The organism is Aestuariivivens sediminis, assembly GCF_022662105.1.
In the GTDB taxonomy this organism is placed as follows: Bacteria; Bacteroidota; Bacteroidia; order Flavobacteriales; family Flavobacteriaceae; genus Aestuariivivens; species Aestuariivivens sediminis.
Window position 1 is genome coordinate 914050 of the sequence record NZ_JAKMCP010000001.1, and the last position, 17431, is coordinate 931480.

Here is a 17431-nt window from a genome sequence, read left to right on the forward strand (position 1 = left end):
CCTCAGTAGTTCGCCAAAAAAACATATTTAGCGTGCTTTTAGTTGCCATTGAGGGCCCGATGTTTAAATTAGGACAACAACATCGGGAAATGGTTACAGCCTTTCCTTTTGTTGAAGAATTAAAATCACCCTTTATCATTATACACGCGGAGTTCCGGCACAATAAGGCTGTTCCATATAATATGGCAGAATTATAATTTATGACTTCTCATACCCATTGGCATTTTGAATAAAATTTGTCAACCCGCCTGACCGGACGGGTAGCTTCGAGTGAATTTATGGAATGAAATAAATTAGCCTGCCTGCCTTTGGTAGGTATGGAAAATCCCATTTTTGTTCTTAAACTCGTGTTCGCGATACCATTTTCTATGGAAAATCACTCCACCTGACATTCATTTGTAACCTATAAATCAAAATACACAACGCGTTTCTCATTTATTTATGTATCTTATTCACATTCAATTTATAAAACGCCTATAATGTACTTTAAGCTAAGAACAATCGCTCTAATGGTATCCCTGTTTGTCATGTCCTGTGGACATATAAATGAATCATCCGACATCAGGGATCCTCATAATTTTTATAAAAAAGGATTATCAAAACCCATTGCTTTTGATTTGGACAAGATTAAAGCCAGGGGTACTTTGCGTGCCATTGTCTTTGAAGGTCCCACGAGCTATTTTTTGTATAAAGGACAACCCATGGGTTTTGAGTATGAACTCCTAAAACATTTTGCCAAATATTTGGACGTCGATTTAAAGCTTATCGTTGCGAAGAATTTTGATGAATTAGGTGAACTTCTAAATACGGGAGAAGGGGATCTTATTGCCCATGGATTCACGGTAACCCTGGATCGCCAAAAATCGTTTTTGTTTTCAGATTATCTCTATCTCACCAAGCAAGTGTTGGTTCAAAAAAAGCCCGATAATTGGAGAAATATGAAACTTCATGAAATAGACAAAGTGCTGAAACACGACCCTATTCATTTGATTGGGGACACCGTAACCATCAGGGACCACTCTTCCTATAAGATGAGACTCGAAAATTTAATGAATGAAATTGGCGGATTAATTCACATGAACATTGTCGATTCGGCGATTTCTACAGACGAATTAATTCATTTAGTGCATAACGGTGACATTAAATACACCATTGCGGATAATACCATAGCGAAAGTTTTTGCATATCACTTTAAGGACCTCCATGTTTCTACACCCATTAGTTTTTCACAGCGGGCGTCCTGGGTCTTAAGAAAAAATACGTCTAAACTAAAAGCGGCTTTGGACCAATGGATTAGTTCCATGAAGAAGCGCACCGATTATTATGTCATTTACAATCGTTATTTTAAAAACAGATCCAGCATATTAAGACATGTAGAGAGTGATTACTATTTTAACCGGACGGGACAAATCAGCCCCTATGACGATTTAATAAAAAAATATGCCGAAAAACTTCCATGGGATTGGATCCTTCTGGCGAGCCAGGTCTATCAGGAATCGCGTTTTGACCCTAACGCCAAGAGTTGGGCCAGAGCCCATGGCTTAATGCAAATTATGCCCTCTACCGCGAAAGAGCTTGGTATAAAAAATACGGCCAATCCCGAAGAAAGTCTAAAAGGGGGTACTTCCTATTTACTTGATCTGTGGAAGGCATGGACATCCATTCCCGACCACAACGAACGTATCAAGTTTACCCTGGCAAGTTATAATGCGGGACTATACCACATTAAAGATGCGGTGCAACTCACCAAAATAATGGGAGGCAATCCCATGCTCTGGGACGACCATGTTGAGCAAGCCGTACTAAAGTTAACCTTAAAAAAGTATTACACCTTACCGGACATTAAATACGGTTACGTTCAAGGGACCGAACCTGTGAACTACGTAAAAGATATTTTAAAACGGCACCGTTTGTATCAATCTTTTTTTGAAGAAGACATTTAAATACTTGTTTAGCATTCCTTTCGACGGTAAAGAGGGGTTCCCGATTGATTTTAATATCGATCTCAGAAAAAAAGGTAAGTATACCAACGAGAACCGGTAAATTAACAACTGCAACGGACGCTATACGTAGCAGGCTAAAAAAGAGCATGGCTATTTTTCATACCTCCAAAACAGTCGCTCCTTTTTAACCTATTCCATTCATGATGACGATGGTCACTCCCTATGGAACCTACTTCACAAGTAAGAATTTAAAGGTAACCGGGGTTTGCAAGGTGACCGGGTTATTTTTTGGATTAAACAAGATCACCTGAACATTTGCCTGTCCATTACCATCAATACTTTGCAGATAGACTGATAATATACATCCCTGTAAATCAATATCGGCCGACGCCAGAAAAATATCCCCCATTTCAAAAGGTTTGTCCGCCGGAGGATCGACCTTCAGACTATTGGGTGAATACCAGGCAGTATTAGGCCCAATAACGCCGTTACTTCCAACAGGAATATTAAAAGAGCCATCGGCACTGGTGGAAACAGGTGGTGAGATAATGGTAACATTACCCGGGGTGTTTTCAATTACAATGCCTGTGCCCGCAGTAAGTGTTGTTAAATTGAAGGTATTGGTCGTGCCATCTCCAATTAAAATTTCACCATCTGCAACAGCAGAGGCATCGAGACCTGTACCTCCATTTTCAAGCGGTAAAATATCGGTCACCTTGGTGGTTAGGTTTATCGTATTGTTCGCAATATCTTCATTAAGAATGGTTTCATTTAAGATCTCAGAGGTCTCCACAGCACCCTCAGCAATATCTTCGGCCAGAATGGTTTCATTTAAAATCTCTGAGGTCTCCACAGCACCCTCAGCAATATCTTCGGCCAGAATGGTTTCATTTAAAATCTCTGAGGTCTCCACAGCCCCCTCGGCAATATCTTCAGCCAGAATGGTTTCATTTAAAATCTCTGAAGTTTCAACCGCACCCTCCGCAATATCTTCAGCCAGAATGGTTTCATTTAAAATCTCTGAGGTCTCCACAGCACCCTCAGCAATATCTTCAGCCAGAATGGTTTCATTTAAAATCTCTGAAGTTTCAACCGCACCCTCCGCAATATCCTCGGCAAGGATTTCTTCATTGAGTATTTTTTCTGTTGTAATGGCATCATCGGCAATATCGTCGGTATAAAAAGCATAAGGCACTGCCATAAATTTCTGATTGCTCACTATTTTGTAATTACCGTCATTTTTGGTGGATATTTCCACCTTTAAGAACTGATCTGCGTCAATCCAGGGAATATCCAGTAGCCTTGAATAGGTTGAACTGGACACCACCCCTTTTCCTATAACCAGGTTAAACAGACCATAGGCATCTGTGGTGGTCACATGTGTTTCTTCCCACTGGACTGCTCCATCCAGCCCTTTTGTAATGGTGAACCGCACGCCAATTTCCCGATTATACAGTGGTTTTGCTTCTATATCGAGACCCACAATCTCTTGCGTTTCATCGTTAAGGGCGACAGCTTGATAATATATGCCGTCCAGATTCCCTATGCGCTGTGCCGAAACAAAATTAACAGCGATACTAAAAATTACGATTAATAAAATATATTTAAATTTTTTCATGACAATCAAATTAATGGTTTTTACTATTCAGTTAAATTAAAGGCAAGACCCAAGGTGATCCCGAAGCTTCTGTTAGCCGTTGTCTGACCCGAATCTTCTTCTATATTACTCAGTCCAAATAGATACAGCCCTTCTGCATAGGCCGATATGAAATTAGAAATTTTAAAGTTGAGTCCAATGTTTCCTATGAGTCCAAAATCTGATTTTTTCAATATCCCGGACTCCGTAATATTAAACTCCTCGTTGTTTAACACCTGAGTCCCCCGTAATAAATGTCCATAGTAGGCATTAATAACAGCATAGGGACTGAACACGCGTTTTTTTAACATATAGCCTCCCCCAACTTTCAGCTCTGCATACTCCAGGCGCCATGAGTAGTTCGTATTGTCATAAACGTAGTTAGCACCTCCGTTCCGCTTGCCCAGGCCTGCTTTTAACATGATATTATTGTCAAAAATATTACGGTATCCTATACCGTAAGCGCCTGTAAAAATCGATTGATAATCAGAATTTAGTTTGTTGTTATCGCTATCCACAAACCTAAAGGTACTGGTCAATTGAGACGCCTCCAAGGTTAAACTTGACTCTTGTGCATAACCTGTAAGTGCTATAAGAGTCGTGGTTAATACTAGTATAATTCTTTTCATATTAATGCTTATTTAGATATTATTAATTTACTGACGGATCGTTTATTGTTCTCGTTTTGAACCTGTAAAAGGTATATGCCGGTAGCCCAGGTACTGCAATTAATGCGGTGTTCTTTTATGCTTTGAATGTGTTGTTCATAAATAATATGCCCCTGTACGTTAGTAATCATTATAAAGGCTTCCTTTAACACAAGATTACTTTTTATGGTAATACTATATTGAGATGGGTTGGGAAAGACCTTAAGATCTAATGCCTCAAACGCATCCTGTTCTACCGGCACAATTTTATAACTGACCGGCTGCAGAAACCCCTGAGTGGCATTCAGGTTTTCAATATGTTGTGTATTGTAGGCTTGTCCAACGGTTTGCGCGTAAGAATGACCGCCTACCGATGAGGTGGAACCATAGCTCGAAACACTTTGCCTAGCTATCGTTTGCGCGTAACTATAGGAGGAGAACAGCATAATAATCCATCCCAGATGGACCAGCCCTGTCCTAAATTTTACTTTTTCTAAAAGCGATTTAACACTCGATTTTTTCATGGTTATAAAATTTAAATTCTTAGGTTGAAAGCAACACCATATGTTCCGTTCTATCCGGGTATAATTGCGGTAGAAGCTACTCGTTAAACGTCCTGCCCGGACCAACAAAAAAACGGTTTAACCCCTGAAGGAGCCTTTTTGTTTTTTATCTATCCCTAAAATCAGAACACATGTGATTCAATCCCCTTTCAAATATAAAACCCATAATTTTTTAATAACAATTTATTTGTTGAAATACTTATTTCATCAACTGTACTGCTCATTAACAGATCATTATCGCATTTTTGACATGGTTATACGGGGTATTCAGGGTTAACGTGTTCCGGTTATTTTTCCGATGTAAATACATGGGGCTCCAAAACAGGGCTCTCCGATGATGATGACAACAGATGCATCGCTTTGGTCGGTCTTGCCCTGCGCAAAACGATTTACCAACACCTTTTTTTCGCCCTTTAGCATAGCATTTTTGAAAGCCCCTATGAACTTTTAGACAAGGACGGACGATGCACAGTATGTAGGACTTGTCCATAAAAGACAATTGAACCCCAAATACTATCTAAATACATAAATTATGGTTTCATCCTTCAGAATTTTAGTGGATATGATTATATTTAAAATATGGTAAAAATTCTATTTCCACCAGTTATACTGGTCCTTTTAATTGCAATACTTTCAGCATCAGATGTTTTAAAAGAATTTGGTCTATTATATTACCCCATTTCATTTGGTCTGGTGATAGGCATTACAAATTTTAACAGGATCAGATTTAAAGTGCAACCTGTCATTCTAAAAATTAGTTTTTCAGCAGGCTTAAGTATTTTGGTGAGCCTCATCGCTTTTGTTATCGGTTATTACAGCCTGGCCATTTATGGTGTCTTTGAGGAGGATTTACAGCAGTTATTTGGGGAGGATCGTTCAAAAATAGTCACCATTACTTTTGGCACTTGTGTGGTTGCCACCCTGGCACTATTCGTTTTATACCAGTTCGTTTTTAAACTGAAATCCGGTCGATTTGGTTTTTATGTAAAATTAAGTGCCATAGTCCTACTGGTGATCTATTATTTCTTATTCTTTGAGCATTTTAAGACGAAGGAGACAATTAATGAAATATTCTATCCAAACACCATTTGGCAAGGCATTATGGCCCTGGCCTTGCAACTCATCCTTGTTCAAAAAAGAAGTCAAAAAGAGCGCGTAGGGGCATAGTAAGGGCACACTTAAAGGACTGATATTTATCATAGTTAAAAAAAAGATAATACACTATTTTTAGTAATTAGACCTTAACCACGTGTATCATTAAATCCATTAAACCCCTCATACAACACCTAAATGTAGCACTGTCCAACTATGTTTATCAACCCGGGGATAGTTCGGATATTATTGTCTTGAAGATCACCTGGTGGCTACTTAATGTAGGGGGTCTCCTGTTCCTATTGCCCTTTACGTTCCTCTATGGATTTACTTCAGGTTTATGGGTATATATATTGAACCTTTCGTTCATTTTGGGTTTAGGCATGCCCCTAATCCTTTTTCATTTCGTTAGAAAACACATTGAAACCTATGCCTTTGCCACCCAATTGGTACTGGTCACGCTGGCCTCAGCAAAGGTATACTTAATGGGGGGTATGTTACATGTAGGCACCCCGGTTTATGTCGGGTTGATGGCCCCGGTTTATGCATTAACGCTGCCCAATAAAAAAAGAGCCGTATTTGTTTTTGTATTGTTGATCGTTTCCTTGATTACTGCTACCCTTTTAAATCCGCATCATCCGGACGATCATTTGTTTGCCCATTATTTTATTGGATTGTTCATTTTTGCCTCATTCATATTCTTTACGTTGTACTATTACACCACAGCCCTGCAGAAAATCAAACGGCAAGAAAAAAAACAATTAAAGGAACTGGATGAGCTTCGCACTAAATTTTACACCCACATTACCCATGAATTTAGAACTCCCGTAAATATCATCACCGGAATGGTCGATCAGATGAAAAACAACCCTTCAAGGTGGCTCCATGAAGGGCATAGTATAGTGAAACGAAACAGTATGAGTCTCATGAACCTTACGAATCAGTTACTGGATCTTTCAAAATTAGAAGCGAGTTCCATGCCGTTGCAACTCATTCAGGATGATTTGGCGATGTACATCCGTTATCTCGTGGAGTCCTTTCACTCACTCGCCGCGGTAAAGGCCATCACACTCCATTTTTCAGCTGAACCCAAAACCATCCTAATGGATTTTGATCCCGACAAAATCCATGATATCATATACAATCTCATATCCAATGCCATTAAGTATACGCCTCGAGCCGGTTCGGTAAAGATAAGACTTGCAGTAACTCAAGATCATATGCTGGAGTTAAGTGTTAAGGACACGGGCATTGGCATCCCAAAAAGCGATCTTCACAAGATATTTGACCCTTATTTCCAGGCCAAAAACCATCTTGAAACACTTAAGGAAGGATCGGGCTTAGGCCTTGCTCTAACCAGGGAACTGGTGAAGCTCCTCAACGGCACCATATGTGTGGACAGTGTTTACAACAAGGGTTCTGTGTTCACCATAACACTCCCCATTACCAATACGGCGCAAAAGGTACAACTTCCTTTAGCTACAGAGGGTTCTAGTGAAGATGCCTTTCGATCAAATCCTTTAACAGCTCCTGACAAAACCAAAAAGCAACTGACTTTGCTTATTGTTGAGGACAATGCCGATGTAATTCGATATCTTCAATCCTTACTCGAAGCAGATTATCATATAGAAATCGCCCGTAATGGATTTGAGGGCCTTAACAAAAGTTTGGATAAGATCCCGGATCTGATCATCAGTGATGTGATGATGCCTTTAATGGATGGATTCACCATGTGCAGGGAGTTAAAGGAAAATATCAAAACAAGTCATATCCCGATAGTGCTTCTAACGGCTCGTGTGGATAGCCATTCCCGTAATGAAGGCCTTAAATCGGGCGCCGATGTTTACCTGGTAAAACCCTTTAATCGGGATGAATTATTCATTCGTATAGAAAAACTAATAGAACTACGCCATAATCTGCAGTTACGATACCAATCATTTCCAACACCACACTTCAATCTCAATGCTCTGAAGAGTTCAACCCGCAACAAAGAGGATCTATTTTTACAAAATGTCCATAACATTCTGGAGGCCCATTTAAGTGATGAAGAATTTGGAATAGAGGCGTTATGTCGTTCATTGGCCATGAGTCGCGCCCAATTATACCGTAAATTTTCTGCATTGACCAACACAACCGTTTATGCTTTTATTCGTACCCTCAGGCTTAAAAAGGCAAAGGAACTCCTTTTAACCACCGATCGAAATGTCACCGAGGTGGCTTACGATACCGGTTTTAAAAGCCTCGCGCATTTTAGTAGAATTTTTACGAAAGAATTTGGTCATGCCCCCAGTAAAACCAAAATGTAATCCCGTTTCCTTCCCTCCATTTTTTTCACTTCAACCTGAGACGCGCCGTTAAACATTTGATACCTAAAGACAAGCCTCTATGAGGAAAGTATATTAATTTTCCTCTTGAAAGCAACGACGTTCCGCATATGGAACTCCTCCTAAGAGAGGTATCTGTAGTATGCAGAACCGATGAATATAACCGTAAACTTAAAACCATTTGTACCATGAAAACATTCCCGTTTTTTTACATAATAATTGCAGTAACCCTATCATTCTGGAACTGTGAGGTTGAACCGATTGAACCCATTGACCCAAATTCTAATGCCCTTTATTTGTCAAAAGAAACCCCTAAAGACCTTCATAAAAGTAAACTTCAAAACAAAGTAATCCTTAGTGAAGCCCTTACCAATAATAGCATTGGGAATTCCAACATCAGGAAATTACAGATATATACCCCCCCGGGATATGATAAACATACCGATCGCAGTTATCCCGTTGTTTATTTATTGCATGGTGAACCCTTTTCCGAAAAAACCTTTATCGATATTAAAGCGTGGGATGAAACCATAAATCCAAACGGTTATTTTAAGGAGTACCCGGATTTCCCTACCGAGGGCTTTAGAGTATGGGTGGATCATCTCATGGCATCAGGGGCTATTGAACCCATGATTATTGTCATGCCAAATTCCGACAGTGATGCCGGTTACCGGTTTAGTTTTTATTCCAATTCCATCCTGAACGGTAATTTTGAGGATTACATTGTGCAGGACGTCGTCCAATATATGGATGCCCATTACAGGACCATAACCCATGCCTCCGGACGTGCCGTAATTGGGTATTCCCAGGGAGGCTATGCGGCATTTAAATTTGGTCTCAAATACCCTGATATATTTGGTACCGTAGCCAGTCATAGTGGCTTACTACTGGTTGATGCCGTCCTTTCAATGGGACCGGTGGTCATAGCCGAAAACCCCGATGGATTTACAGGTCCTGATCCCACTAAATTCTTAACCTCTGCCGGATATGCCATGAGTGCCGCCTGGTCACCCAATCTTAATAATCCGCCTTTCTATGTCGACCTACCCTTTGCGTGGCCCTCACCTGAGGTTCTTCCCGAAGTGGCTAACAGATGGTATCAACATGATGTGTTTTCATTATTGGATACCCATGTCAACGCATTCCAATCGCTAAATGGTATTTATTTCGACGTTGGACTCTATGATGAACTGGGTACAGGATTGACTTATCCATACCTCATTAATAAACTGGATTATTACGGTATTGATTATACGTTTAAAACCTTTGAAGGTGGGCATTTTAATAAAACCTTCGAAAGGTTAGCAGAATCCCTTGCCTTTTGTTCCAATACCATGCATTAGCATTGGCCCTTTGCATAGAAAACCGTCAACGATTGACGGTTTTTTTTTATTTAGCTTCTTACTGTGTTTTGATTTTATGGAGGGCACCCCTTTTAGAAGAAAATAGTGGGTTCCAAAGGATCACCAGAAATAATGCTTTAGCTTAAATGGCATGCCATAAAAAACTCCCAAACTAATGGGAGTCTTTATGATTTTTTAATTGGGGATTAATACGCGTTTTGAATACTGGATTTTAGATTTTTAAACCTATGGAGCCACTCCGTAAACCATTTAAAATGCCTCTTAAATTCATAAGGAACCATATCGAACCAGATTTTTGCTTCCGAAGGGTTTCCGCCATTGAGCGTGACCTTGTTCTCGATTTCAAAATCTAAATAATTACAGGCGTTCTTGTTCTCTACAGCCCCATCCTTAAAATGTAAGGTATTGCCCGTACTCCCCAAATAAAAACGAAAATGGGTGTAGGTATTGGACGGTAAGCTTGAAATCTTTTTTAACTTATAAAAATGCCCATAACCTATGCCCTTTATATTCAGTGTCATTTGATTTGGAAAATCTAAAATGAAGTGCTCGATTCCTGAACTGTCTATAGCGGTTAATTTAGTAACATTTAAATGCATTTCAGAAACCCCAAGGTTATAATGTCTGGTGTTTTTTAATATCAATTCTTTGATTTCTCGTTCATCTTCTTCGAGATTGGCCAACACATACGATGTAATTGGTGAGAATGCCCAAATGTATGGATGAAAATTTGCTCGTTTCATAACTTAGTGTATTAAAATTATACTGTGCAAAGATGCAACATGAATTGCAGGAAGAAATCCATGCAATTTGCTAATATATATGCTTAATTAACCCAAATATGAAATGCGTTCATTTAAAGGTTAATACAGCATATTTTTATATGAAAACGCTATGTATTGCATTTGAAATTGACCCCCTAATGAGATTCAAGACCGTTTAAGTTTATACCTCGGTGCAGCCCTTAAAACTCCTGTTCGTAAGACGGGCCTAACGAGGACTAACCCGGGTTAACAGTCGCCGTTAAGAACTAACACAAGGCCCAAGACTAGTATAAGTTTTAAAAACCCTAGTACCTAGTAAGTATTTTAGTTACATTTAGGCAAATCATAGCGCATAGGGAATGAACGTCGTTGGGTTTACCTTGTAGCCAGCCATAATCACAAATACCATATGAATCGACCAAAAACTAAAAGAATTGAATCCCTGGATGTCCTTAAAGGACTGGTTATCCTGTTTATGGCATTGGATCATACCCGTGATTACTTCCATACAGACTCCTTTCTATTTGATCCTGCCGATCCTGAAAAAAGTAATCTCATCCTGTTCTTTACCCGATGGATCACGCACTTCTGTGCCCCGGCATTTAGTTTTTTGGCAGGAGTCTCTGCTTTTTTAGTGGGGAGAAGAAAAACGAAATCCCAACTTTCTGCATTTTTATTAAAAAGGGGGATCTGGCTAATAGGTATTGAGTTAACCATTGTGTATTTTGGATGGAGTTTTAATGTTTCCTTTAGCTCCCTTGGCCTTTTGGTTATCTGGTCGTTAGGGATTAGTATGATTTTTCTGGCGGCTATGGTTCACCTGTCCATGAAACATATTCTCATTTTGAGTTTGGCCATTATTTTTGGACATCATTTGCTGGATGGCGTCCATTTTAATCAGAACCTATTTTGGTCCATCCTGCATGAACGCGGGTATTTCACCGTATTTGACAGTATTAAATTACGTGTGGTTTACCCCATTATCCCATGGATAGGGGTCATGTCCCTGGGTTACTATTTTGGAAAATTCTATGATGGAACAGTCACCCCTGAATACCGACAAAAGCGCTTTACCCAAATTGGCCTGGCCTGTATTGGCGGGTTTTTTATCATGAGAGCCATTAACCTTTATGGAAATTCGGACCCGTGGATTTCTTTTGATAACGGCGTTCAGACGCTCATCTCATTTATGGATCCTTCAAAATATCCGCCATCAGTGACTTATTTGCTGATGACCCTGGGGCCTTCCATTCTATTTTTGGGCATTTCAGAACATCTAAAAGGCCGTTTCGTAAACTTCTGCACGACTTTTGGAAAAGTTCCCTTCTTCTTTTACATTATTCATATCTATGCCATTCACCTGTTGGCGACTATTTTAGCTGAATACTCAGGCTATGGCTATGAATCCATGATATTGGATGGGTTTGTATCGACCAATACGCAATTGATAGGTTATGGGGTAAACCTGGGATGGGTGTATGTGGTATGGTTGTTTATTGTGTTTATGTTATTCCCCCTTTGCCGTAAGTTCGGTGATTATAAAATGAGCCACAAACACTATTGGTGGTTGCATTATTTTTAATAAAATCTATGGCCCATAAGGAGCCTCCGCCACAATACGGTTCATGGTCCTTTTAGCCATGAAGGGCCTAAACGGGTCCCTAATAATGCGATGACAGGCATAGTAAAAAAAGGCAGCATCCTGATGCATAGTTAACGATTACCAAGAGTTAAAAAAGCGTAGAAATATTTAATTATCTTTATGGGATGGCCCATTATGGATAAAACCCATGGTGTTCATTACCATTATTTACCCTGTTGAAAATTAAATCCCGTATTCATGACAAAGGTTATTTACATCCTTATAGCCCTCCAACTATTGGCATCATGCACCGCAACCCTTAATGAGGCCCCGAACCAATTAACGGTCTCAGAGGGATTTAAAAACCCGATTGGATTTCATGATCAAACCCCTACATTTTCATGGAAGCTTCCTGTCTTAAAGCAGGTGAAGTCGCAATCCGGTTATCAAATTGTGGTTGCCAGTGATCCGGAACTTCTGCCTCACCATGCCGATTTATGGGACAGCAAAACCGTTCCATCCGATCAATCTGTTCAGGTAACATACCAGGGGAAACCCTTACAGTCCAAACAAAAGGTATACTGGCAAGTCAGGTTCACGGATCAGGAAGGCAATGCATCTGCCTGGAGCGAAGTGGCCAATTTTGAATTAGGGCTCTTGAGTAACGCCGATTGGACCGCCAAGTGGATCTCCTTAGAACCGGAAGTGATTCATGATACGCTGCATGCCAGTACATTATTGTACACCCCCCAATACTTAAGAAAGTCCTTTCTCGTAGACCATGAGATCGCACAGGCCAGGTTATTTATAACGGCTAAAGGCCTGTTTGAAGCACAGATAAATGGAAAAAAAGTGGGTGAAGATGTGATGGTACCCGGCTGGACACCCTACACCAAACGCATTGAGACCCTCAGCTATGATGTGACCGATCTCCTTAATGAGGACCAGAACACCATCGGCATAATTTTAGGATCCGGTTGGCATAGCGGTCGCTTGGGTTGGTCCAAATTTCTATGGTTCGAAAAGCCCTTACCTCGTGCACTTTGTCAATTGGAAATAACCTATAAGAATGGCGATAAAGCCATCATCCCAACAAATTCCGAATGGAAAGGAACCAGAAATGGACCTATCCGTTCTTCCAGCATTTATGATGGTGAGGTTTATGATGCCCGTCTGGAATTTCCCCATTGGAGTACCTTCGATTTTGATGATAGCCAATGGGAAAACGTAATCGCCGAAGCATTAGATCCTAATGTAGATTTAGTCCCGAAAAGTCATTTGGCAGTGACACCTAAAAGCGTGCTGAAACCCATAGCCATTACGCATCCTGATTCAGGACGTTATGTTTTTGATCTCGGTCAGAACATGGTGGGTGTGATGGATTTAAAAATACCGGTAAAAAAAGACCAAACGGTTATGGTTCGATTTGCGGAAATGTTAAATCCGGATGGGACCCTGTACACGGAAAATTATCGCAATGCCAAGTCCACCGATTACTATATCCCCAAAGAAGACGGGACCATTAGCTATCGTCCCACGTTTACGTTTCACGGGTTCAGGTATGTGGAATTAAGTGGATTTGATGAAGACCAACACCCTGAAAAAGATTGGGTAACGGGAATCGTTCAATATTCCAACTTCGATAAGACGGGGCACTTTAATGCATCCCACGACAAATTAAATCAACTACAGCAAAACATAACATGGGGTTTAAGAGGTAATTTATTTGACATCCCGACGGATTGTCCGCAACGCGATGAACGTTTGGGATGGACCGGCGATGCCCAGGTTATTTTACCGACTTCCATGTTCAACTACGGTGTCCATGCCTTTTGGTCAAGCTGGTTAAAAAGTGCTCGTGAGGAACAGGGCGATGACGGAAGTATTCCTTTTGTCATTCCCAATTGCTTAGGTCCCGAATCCAGTTCCGGTTGGGCAGATGCCGTTACCGTAATTCCCTGGGAACTCTATTTTAGAACAGGTGATACGCGTATACTGGAAGACAATTACGAGATGATGAAAGGCTTAGTGGCGTATTATAAGGCCCATGCCGAAAACCATATTGCAGACGTCAATACCTTTGGGGATTGGCTTCAACCGTATCCTTTAGGCGAGGGGAACCGCGGCGATACGCCTCAGGACCTTATTGGAACGGCATACTTTGCACGTTCCACCGACTTAACATTGAGAGCGGCACAAGTCCTGGGGAAACTGGAAGACGTTCGTGAGTTAAGGACTTTACGAGATACGGTCAGAGCAGCATTTGAAGACCAGTTCATCGACAGTGAAGGAAAGCTCACAACCGAATTTGAAACACAAACGGGGTATCTCATGGCGCTCGGGTTTGAACTGGTAACAGAAGAAACAGCCCAAAAGATACTCCCCCATTTAATCCGGAAAATAGAGGACGCGGACCATCACCTGCGAACCGGTTTTTTGGGGACTCCACTTCTTCCTACCGTACTGGATAAATACGGTCTTACAGATATCATGTACACCATCCTCTTTAAGGAGACCTACCCCTCGTGGTTCTACTGCATCAATCAGGGGGCTACTACCATGTGGGAAAGATGGAACAGTTACAGCCATGAAGATGGTTTTGGAGATGCCGGTATGAATTCATTCAACCATTACGCCTATGGCGCCATTGGTCAATGGCTTTACGAACGCATTGCAGGACTGGCGCCCTTAGCCCCCGGATATAAAAAGGTGCGAATAGCTCCTATCCCCGGTGGACCGCTAAGCTTTGCAGAAGCATCCTATGAATCCATTTATGGTAAGGTGTCGTCGGCCTGGAGGAAAGTGGACTCGGGACTAGAATTACATGTAACTATTGCACCCAACACCGCTGCACAAATTAGGATCCCCTTCAAGGACGGCATGGCTATACGTGTTGATGGGGAAGAACTTAGTGAACGCTCCGACATAACCTTTGTTAAACGCACTGAAACGGCCATAGAATTGGAAGCTATGCCCGGCACCTATGTGTTCAAAACCCTTTAAAATCAGTTCCATGTTGATTAAGGTTGAGCTTCAGGTATTCCTCCGGAATATCTAATCTTTTTTTTCAGGGCCCTGATCTCCCTGTCGGCCATGGCCGGGTTTTGCCATAAAAAACGATATCCGCATCCGTTGTGCATTTTGAATAAAATTTGTCAACCCGCCTGACCGGACGGGCAGGTTCGAGTGAATTTTACGAATAAAATGAAATAAATTAGCATGCCTGCCTTTGGCAGGTATCGAGAATCAAATTTTAGTTCTTAAACTAGTGTTCTCGATACAATTTTCTATCGAAAATCACTCGAACTGACATTCATTTGTAACCTATAAATCAAAATGCACAACGCGTTACCCTGATCGTTTTCCATAAGCTTTAGCGTTTTATAATTCGCAGTTTTAAAAGTGGAGCGGATTTTGAAATAGCGCTTTACTATGTAATGAGATCTCATATCGAGCTTAAACGTGATCTAAATATAATTTTTCTCCACCATTGGTCTAATGGTCAATTCATCAACAGAAGAATTCCAATCACATGGCATCATATGTATTATGGTATCTGCCACGATTTCCGGTTTTAGATAGTCCGGCCTTGAAGCCTCTCTGAAAGGGGAGTCCACACCCCCCGGATAAATGGAACATACCCTTTTGCCATACGCTCTCACTTCTTTCCTAAATACCTTGCACAAAGCATCATACCCTGCTTTTGAGGCCGTATAAGCGCCTATGCCCTCATTGGAGAAGTTGCAGACCGTGGATAGCACATTTATAAATACCCCCGGTTTTGCCGGTGCCATATTTTTAAATACCTCTCGCATAAAAATAAAAGGCGCCACCAGATTAATTGTTAACATCCACTCCAAATCAGATGTTTTAATATCGGACACCAAATCCTTTGCCGAATTCAATCCTGCACAGTTGACTAAAATATCAGGTTCTCCCAATCGTTCTGCGGCTTGTTCAACAAAACGGACAATATCTTGCTCCATAGAAATATCGAATACCTTATAAAAATAAGGGTTGGCTTTCCCATTGATTTCTTTCAGTAACTGTGCCATTTTATCTTCACTCCTTCCACAAAAGGCGACGTTAGCTCCGAAATCCAATAGTTTTAGGGTTAGGCTTTTTCCTATTCCAGAAGTGGCCCCTGTAACGATTATGTTCTTCCCTTTAACACGTTCTTCCATGGGTGTATAATAATACGGTATTAGGTTTTCTTCCAGGTTAATACCGCCAGAACCACCGAAATAGATGCCGCTGCTATCCAAAATATGGTGATTGCATTAAAGTTATATAGTGTTTCTCCATGGACTATGGTCTTATTATTCTCAATAAGAAACCCACTGGCGATATCCTGTATCCCTGCAGCCAGATAGCTCATGATACCCACTATACCCAGTGCGGCACCAGAGGCCTGCTTTGACGCGATATCCACAGCCATCAACCCCCCTAAATAGCAAATCAATGCCCCAATTCCCAGTCCGAATATCACCATACTCAAGGCATCCAGCCACCATATCTTTTCGGGAATCCCCAAAAAGAGGGATAAGGCCAAAACATTCATCAGTCCAAAAATTAGTGCCGGTGCATTTCTGCGTCCTTTAAAAAATCTATCGGATACGAACCCTGATGAGGCTGTTCCTAAAATGCCGCACACAGCACTTATGGCCACCAGGGTATTGGCTTCGGTTAAGGAATACCCCTTGGCCGCTTCAAAGTAATACGGCCCCCAACTGTTCACCGCATATCTGGAGATGTACATAAAGGCGCTGGATAAGGCCAACAGCCAAACATAAGGGTTCCTTAACACCCCTTTTTGCTCTTCCCATGTGGATACATGCGCTTTCTTAAAATCTTTATTAACCGGTGGCAGTCCTTTACTCTCCGGGGTATCATGGAAGAAGATTGAAATGATAAGTGCTCCCAATACACCCACTATGGCTGCTGCTCTAAAGCCCCATTGCCATCCAAAATAAGAGACCACAACCGCCGTGAGTATATAAGTTAATGCCTCTCCAATATTATGGCTGGTACTCCAAAACCCATAGAAACTACCCCGTTCTTTGTCTTTATACCAACGGGACAAGGACACCACACAGGACGGGGCTCCCATGGACTGAACCCAACCATTGACCCCCCAACACAGGGCAAAAAACAAGAACGTACTGGTAAAGCCCATGATTAAGTTGGCCAGAGCCGATACTAAAAGCCCAATAGACATGAACCGCCTGATGTTACTATGGTCGGCTAAAAACCCATTGGTGAGTTTGCCTATGGCATAGGTGAAAAACAAGGCCGAACCTATTAAACCCAACTCCGATTCTGTTAAAACCCCTGCATCTACAATCGGTTTTTTAACCACATTCAAACTTAAGCGACATACATAGTACAGACCGTAACCCAAGGTTGCCGATATAAAGACCTGCCATTTTAGATTTTTGTATTTCTTTGGATCTTCTATTAAGACCCCTCCTATTCCTTTTGGGAGTGATTTTTTAAAATAATTTAACATCGATATT

12 protein-coding genes are annotated in these 17431 nt (G+C 41.1%); 6 read left to right on the top strand and 6 right to left on the bottom strand.

Annotated features, from left to right (window positions below; genetic code table 11):
* Positions 1 to 479: 479 nt before the first annotated feature.
* The gene (locus tag MR054_RS03900) at positions 480 to 1943 is read left to right on the top strand and encodes an MltF family protein (RefSeq protein WP_242156251.1); all 1464 of its coding nucleotides are present in this window, start codon (positions 480 to 482) and stop codon (positions 1941 to 1943) included.
* Positions 1944 to 2172: 229 nt separating this feature from the next.
* Here MR054_RS03900 and MR054_RS03905 read toward each other — a convergent pair whose 3' ends face one another.
* The 3 genes from MR054_RS03905 to MR054_RS03915 are packed head-to-tail and all read right to left on the bottom strand — an operon-like array spanning position 2173 to position 4750.
* Positions 2173 to 3561: a hypothetical protein gene (locus tag MR054_RS03905; RefSeq protein WP_242156252.1), complete on the bottom strand. Its 1389-nt coding sequence runs from the start codon at positions 3559 to 3561 to the stop codon at positions 2173 to 2175.
* Positions 3562 to 3584: 23 nt separating this feature from the next.
* On the bottom strand, positions 3585 to 4208 hold the full coding sequence (locus MR054_RS03910; RefSeq protein ID WP_242083928.1) for a porin family protein: 624 nt from the start codon (positions 4206 to 4208) through the stop codon (positions 3585 to 3587).
* Between the two features lie 8 nt (positions 4209 to 4216).
* Positions 4217 to 4750: a T9SS type A sorting domain-containing protein gene (locus MR054_RS03915; RefSeq protein ID WP_242156253.1), complete on the bottom strand. Its 534-nt coding sequence runs from the start codon at positions 4748 to 4750 to the stop codon at positions 4217 to 4219.
* A gap of 618 nt (positions 4751 to 5368) precedes the next feature.
* Between MR054_RS03915 and MR054_RS03920 the strand changes: the two genes are divergently transcribed.
* The 3 genes from MR054_RS03920 to MR054_RS03930 all read left to right on the top strand — a co-directional run bounded on the left by MR054_RS03920 (position 5369) and on the right by MR054_RS03930 (position 9548).
* A complete protein-coding gene (locus tag MR054_RS03920; protein WP_242156254.1) occupies positions 5369 to 5956 on the top strand; it encodes a hypothetical protein in 588 nt (195 codons plus the stop codon).
* 179 nt (positions 5957 to 6135) lie between these two features.
* Positions 6136 to 8187, top strand: coding sequence for an ATP-binding protein (locus MR054_RS03925; RefSeq protein WP_242156255.1), 2052 nt, complete (start codon positions 6136 to 6138; stop codon positions 8185 to 8187).
* Between the two features lie 206 nt (positions 8188 to 8393).
* On the top strand, positions 8394 to 9548 hold the full coding sequence (locus MR054_RS03930; protein WP_242156256.1) for an alpha/beta hydrolase: 1155 nt from the start codon (positions 8394 to 8396) through the stop codon (positions 9546 to 9548).
* Positions 9549 to 9754: 206 nt separating this feature from the next.
* Here MR054_RS03930 and MR054_RS03935 read toward each other — a convergent pair whose 3' ends face one another.
* A complete protein-coding gene (locus MR054_RS03935) occupies positions 9755 to 10312 on the bottom strand; it encodes a hypothetical protein (RefSeq protein WP_242156257.1) in 558 nt (185 codons plus the stop codon).
* 430 nt (positions 10313 to 10742) lie between these two features.
* Here MR054_RS03935 and MR054_RS03940 point away from each other — a divergent pair, with 430 nt between their 5' ends.
* On the top strand, positions 10743 to 11915 hold the full coding sequence (locus MR054_RS03940) for an acetyltransferase domain-containing protein (RefSeq protein WP_242156258.1): 1173 nt from the start codon (positions 10743 to 10745) through the stop codon (positions 11913 to 11915).
* A 258-nt stretch (positions 11916 to 12173) separates the two neighbouring features.
* Positions 12174 to 14918 carry a family 78 glycoside hydrolase catalytic domain gene (locus tag MR054_RS03945; RefSeq protein WP_242156259.1) on the top strand — a complete coding sequence of 915 codons (2745 nt, stop codon included), beginning with the start codon at positions 12174 to 12176 and terminating at the stop codon, positions 14916 to 14918.
* A gap of 464 nt (positions 14919 to 15382) precedes the next feature.
* Here the strand turns inward: MR054_RS03945 and MR054_RS03950 are convergent, their stop codons facing one another.
* Both MR054_RS03950 and MR054_RS03955 read right to left on the bottom strand, forming a co-directional pair.
* A complete protein-coding gene (locus MR054_RS03950) occupies positions 15383 to 16180 on the bottom strand; it encodes an SDR family oxidoreductase (protein ID WP_242156260.1) in 798 nt (265 codons plus the stop codon).
* A complete protein-coding gene (locus MR054_RS03955; protein ID WP_242156261.1) occupies positions 16120 to 17424 on the bottom strand; it encodes an MFS transporter in 1305 nt (434 codons plus the stop codon). Before MR054_RS03955 ends, MR054_RS03950 begins: the two co-directional genes overlap by 61 nt.
* Between the last annotated feature and the right edge of the window lie 7 nt (positions 17425 to 17431).

What these genes read in the sequence shown, in the direction of transcription:
- MR054_RS03955 (WP_242156261.1), bottom strand. Translation starts at nt 17,424, where the DNA reads ATGTTAAATTATTTTAAAAAATCACTCCCAAAAGGAATAGGAGGGGTC.
- MR054_RS03930 (WP_242156256.1), top strand. Translation starts at nt 8,394, where the DNA reads ATGAAAACATTCCCGTTTTTTTACATAATAATTGCAGTAACCCTATCA.
- MR054_RS03940 (WP_242156258.1), top strand. Translation starts at nt 10,743, where the DNA reads ATGAATCGACCAAAAACTAAAAGAATTGAATCCCTGGATGTCCTTAAA.
- MR054_RS03915 (WP_242156253.1), bottom strand. Translation starts at nt 4,750, where the DNA reads ATGAAAAAATCGAGTGTTAAATCGCTTTTAGAAAAAGTAAAATTTAGG.
- MR054_RS03945 (WP_242156259.1), top strand. Translation starts at nt 12,174, where the DNA reads ATGACAAAGGTTATTTACATCCTTATAGCCCTCCAACTATTGGCATCA.
- MR054_RS03920 (WP_242156254.1), top strand. Translation starts at nt 5,369, where the DNA reads ATGGTAAAAATTCTATTTCCACCAGTTATACTGGTCCTTTTAATTGCA.
- MR054_RS03905 (WP_242156252.1), bottom strand. Translation starts at nt 3,561, where the DNA reads ATGAAAAAATTTAAATATATTTTATTAATCGTAATTTTTAGTATCGCT.
- MR054_RS03910 (WP_242083928.1), bottom strand. Translation starts at nt 4,208, where the DNA reads ATGAAAAGAATTATACTAGTATTAACCACGACTCTTATAGCACTTACA.
- MR054_RS03935 (WP_242156257.1), bottom strand. Translation starts at nt 10,312, where the DNA reads ATGAAACGAGCAAATTTTCATCCATACATTTGGGCATTCTCACCAATT.
- MR054_RS03900 (WP_242156251.1), top strand. Translation starts at nt 480, where the DNA reads ATGTACTTTAAGCTAAGAACAATCGCTCTAATGGTATCCCTGTTTGTC.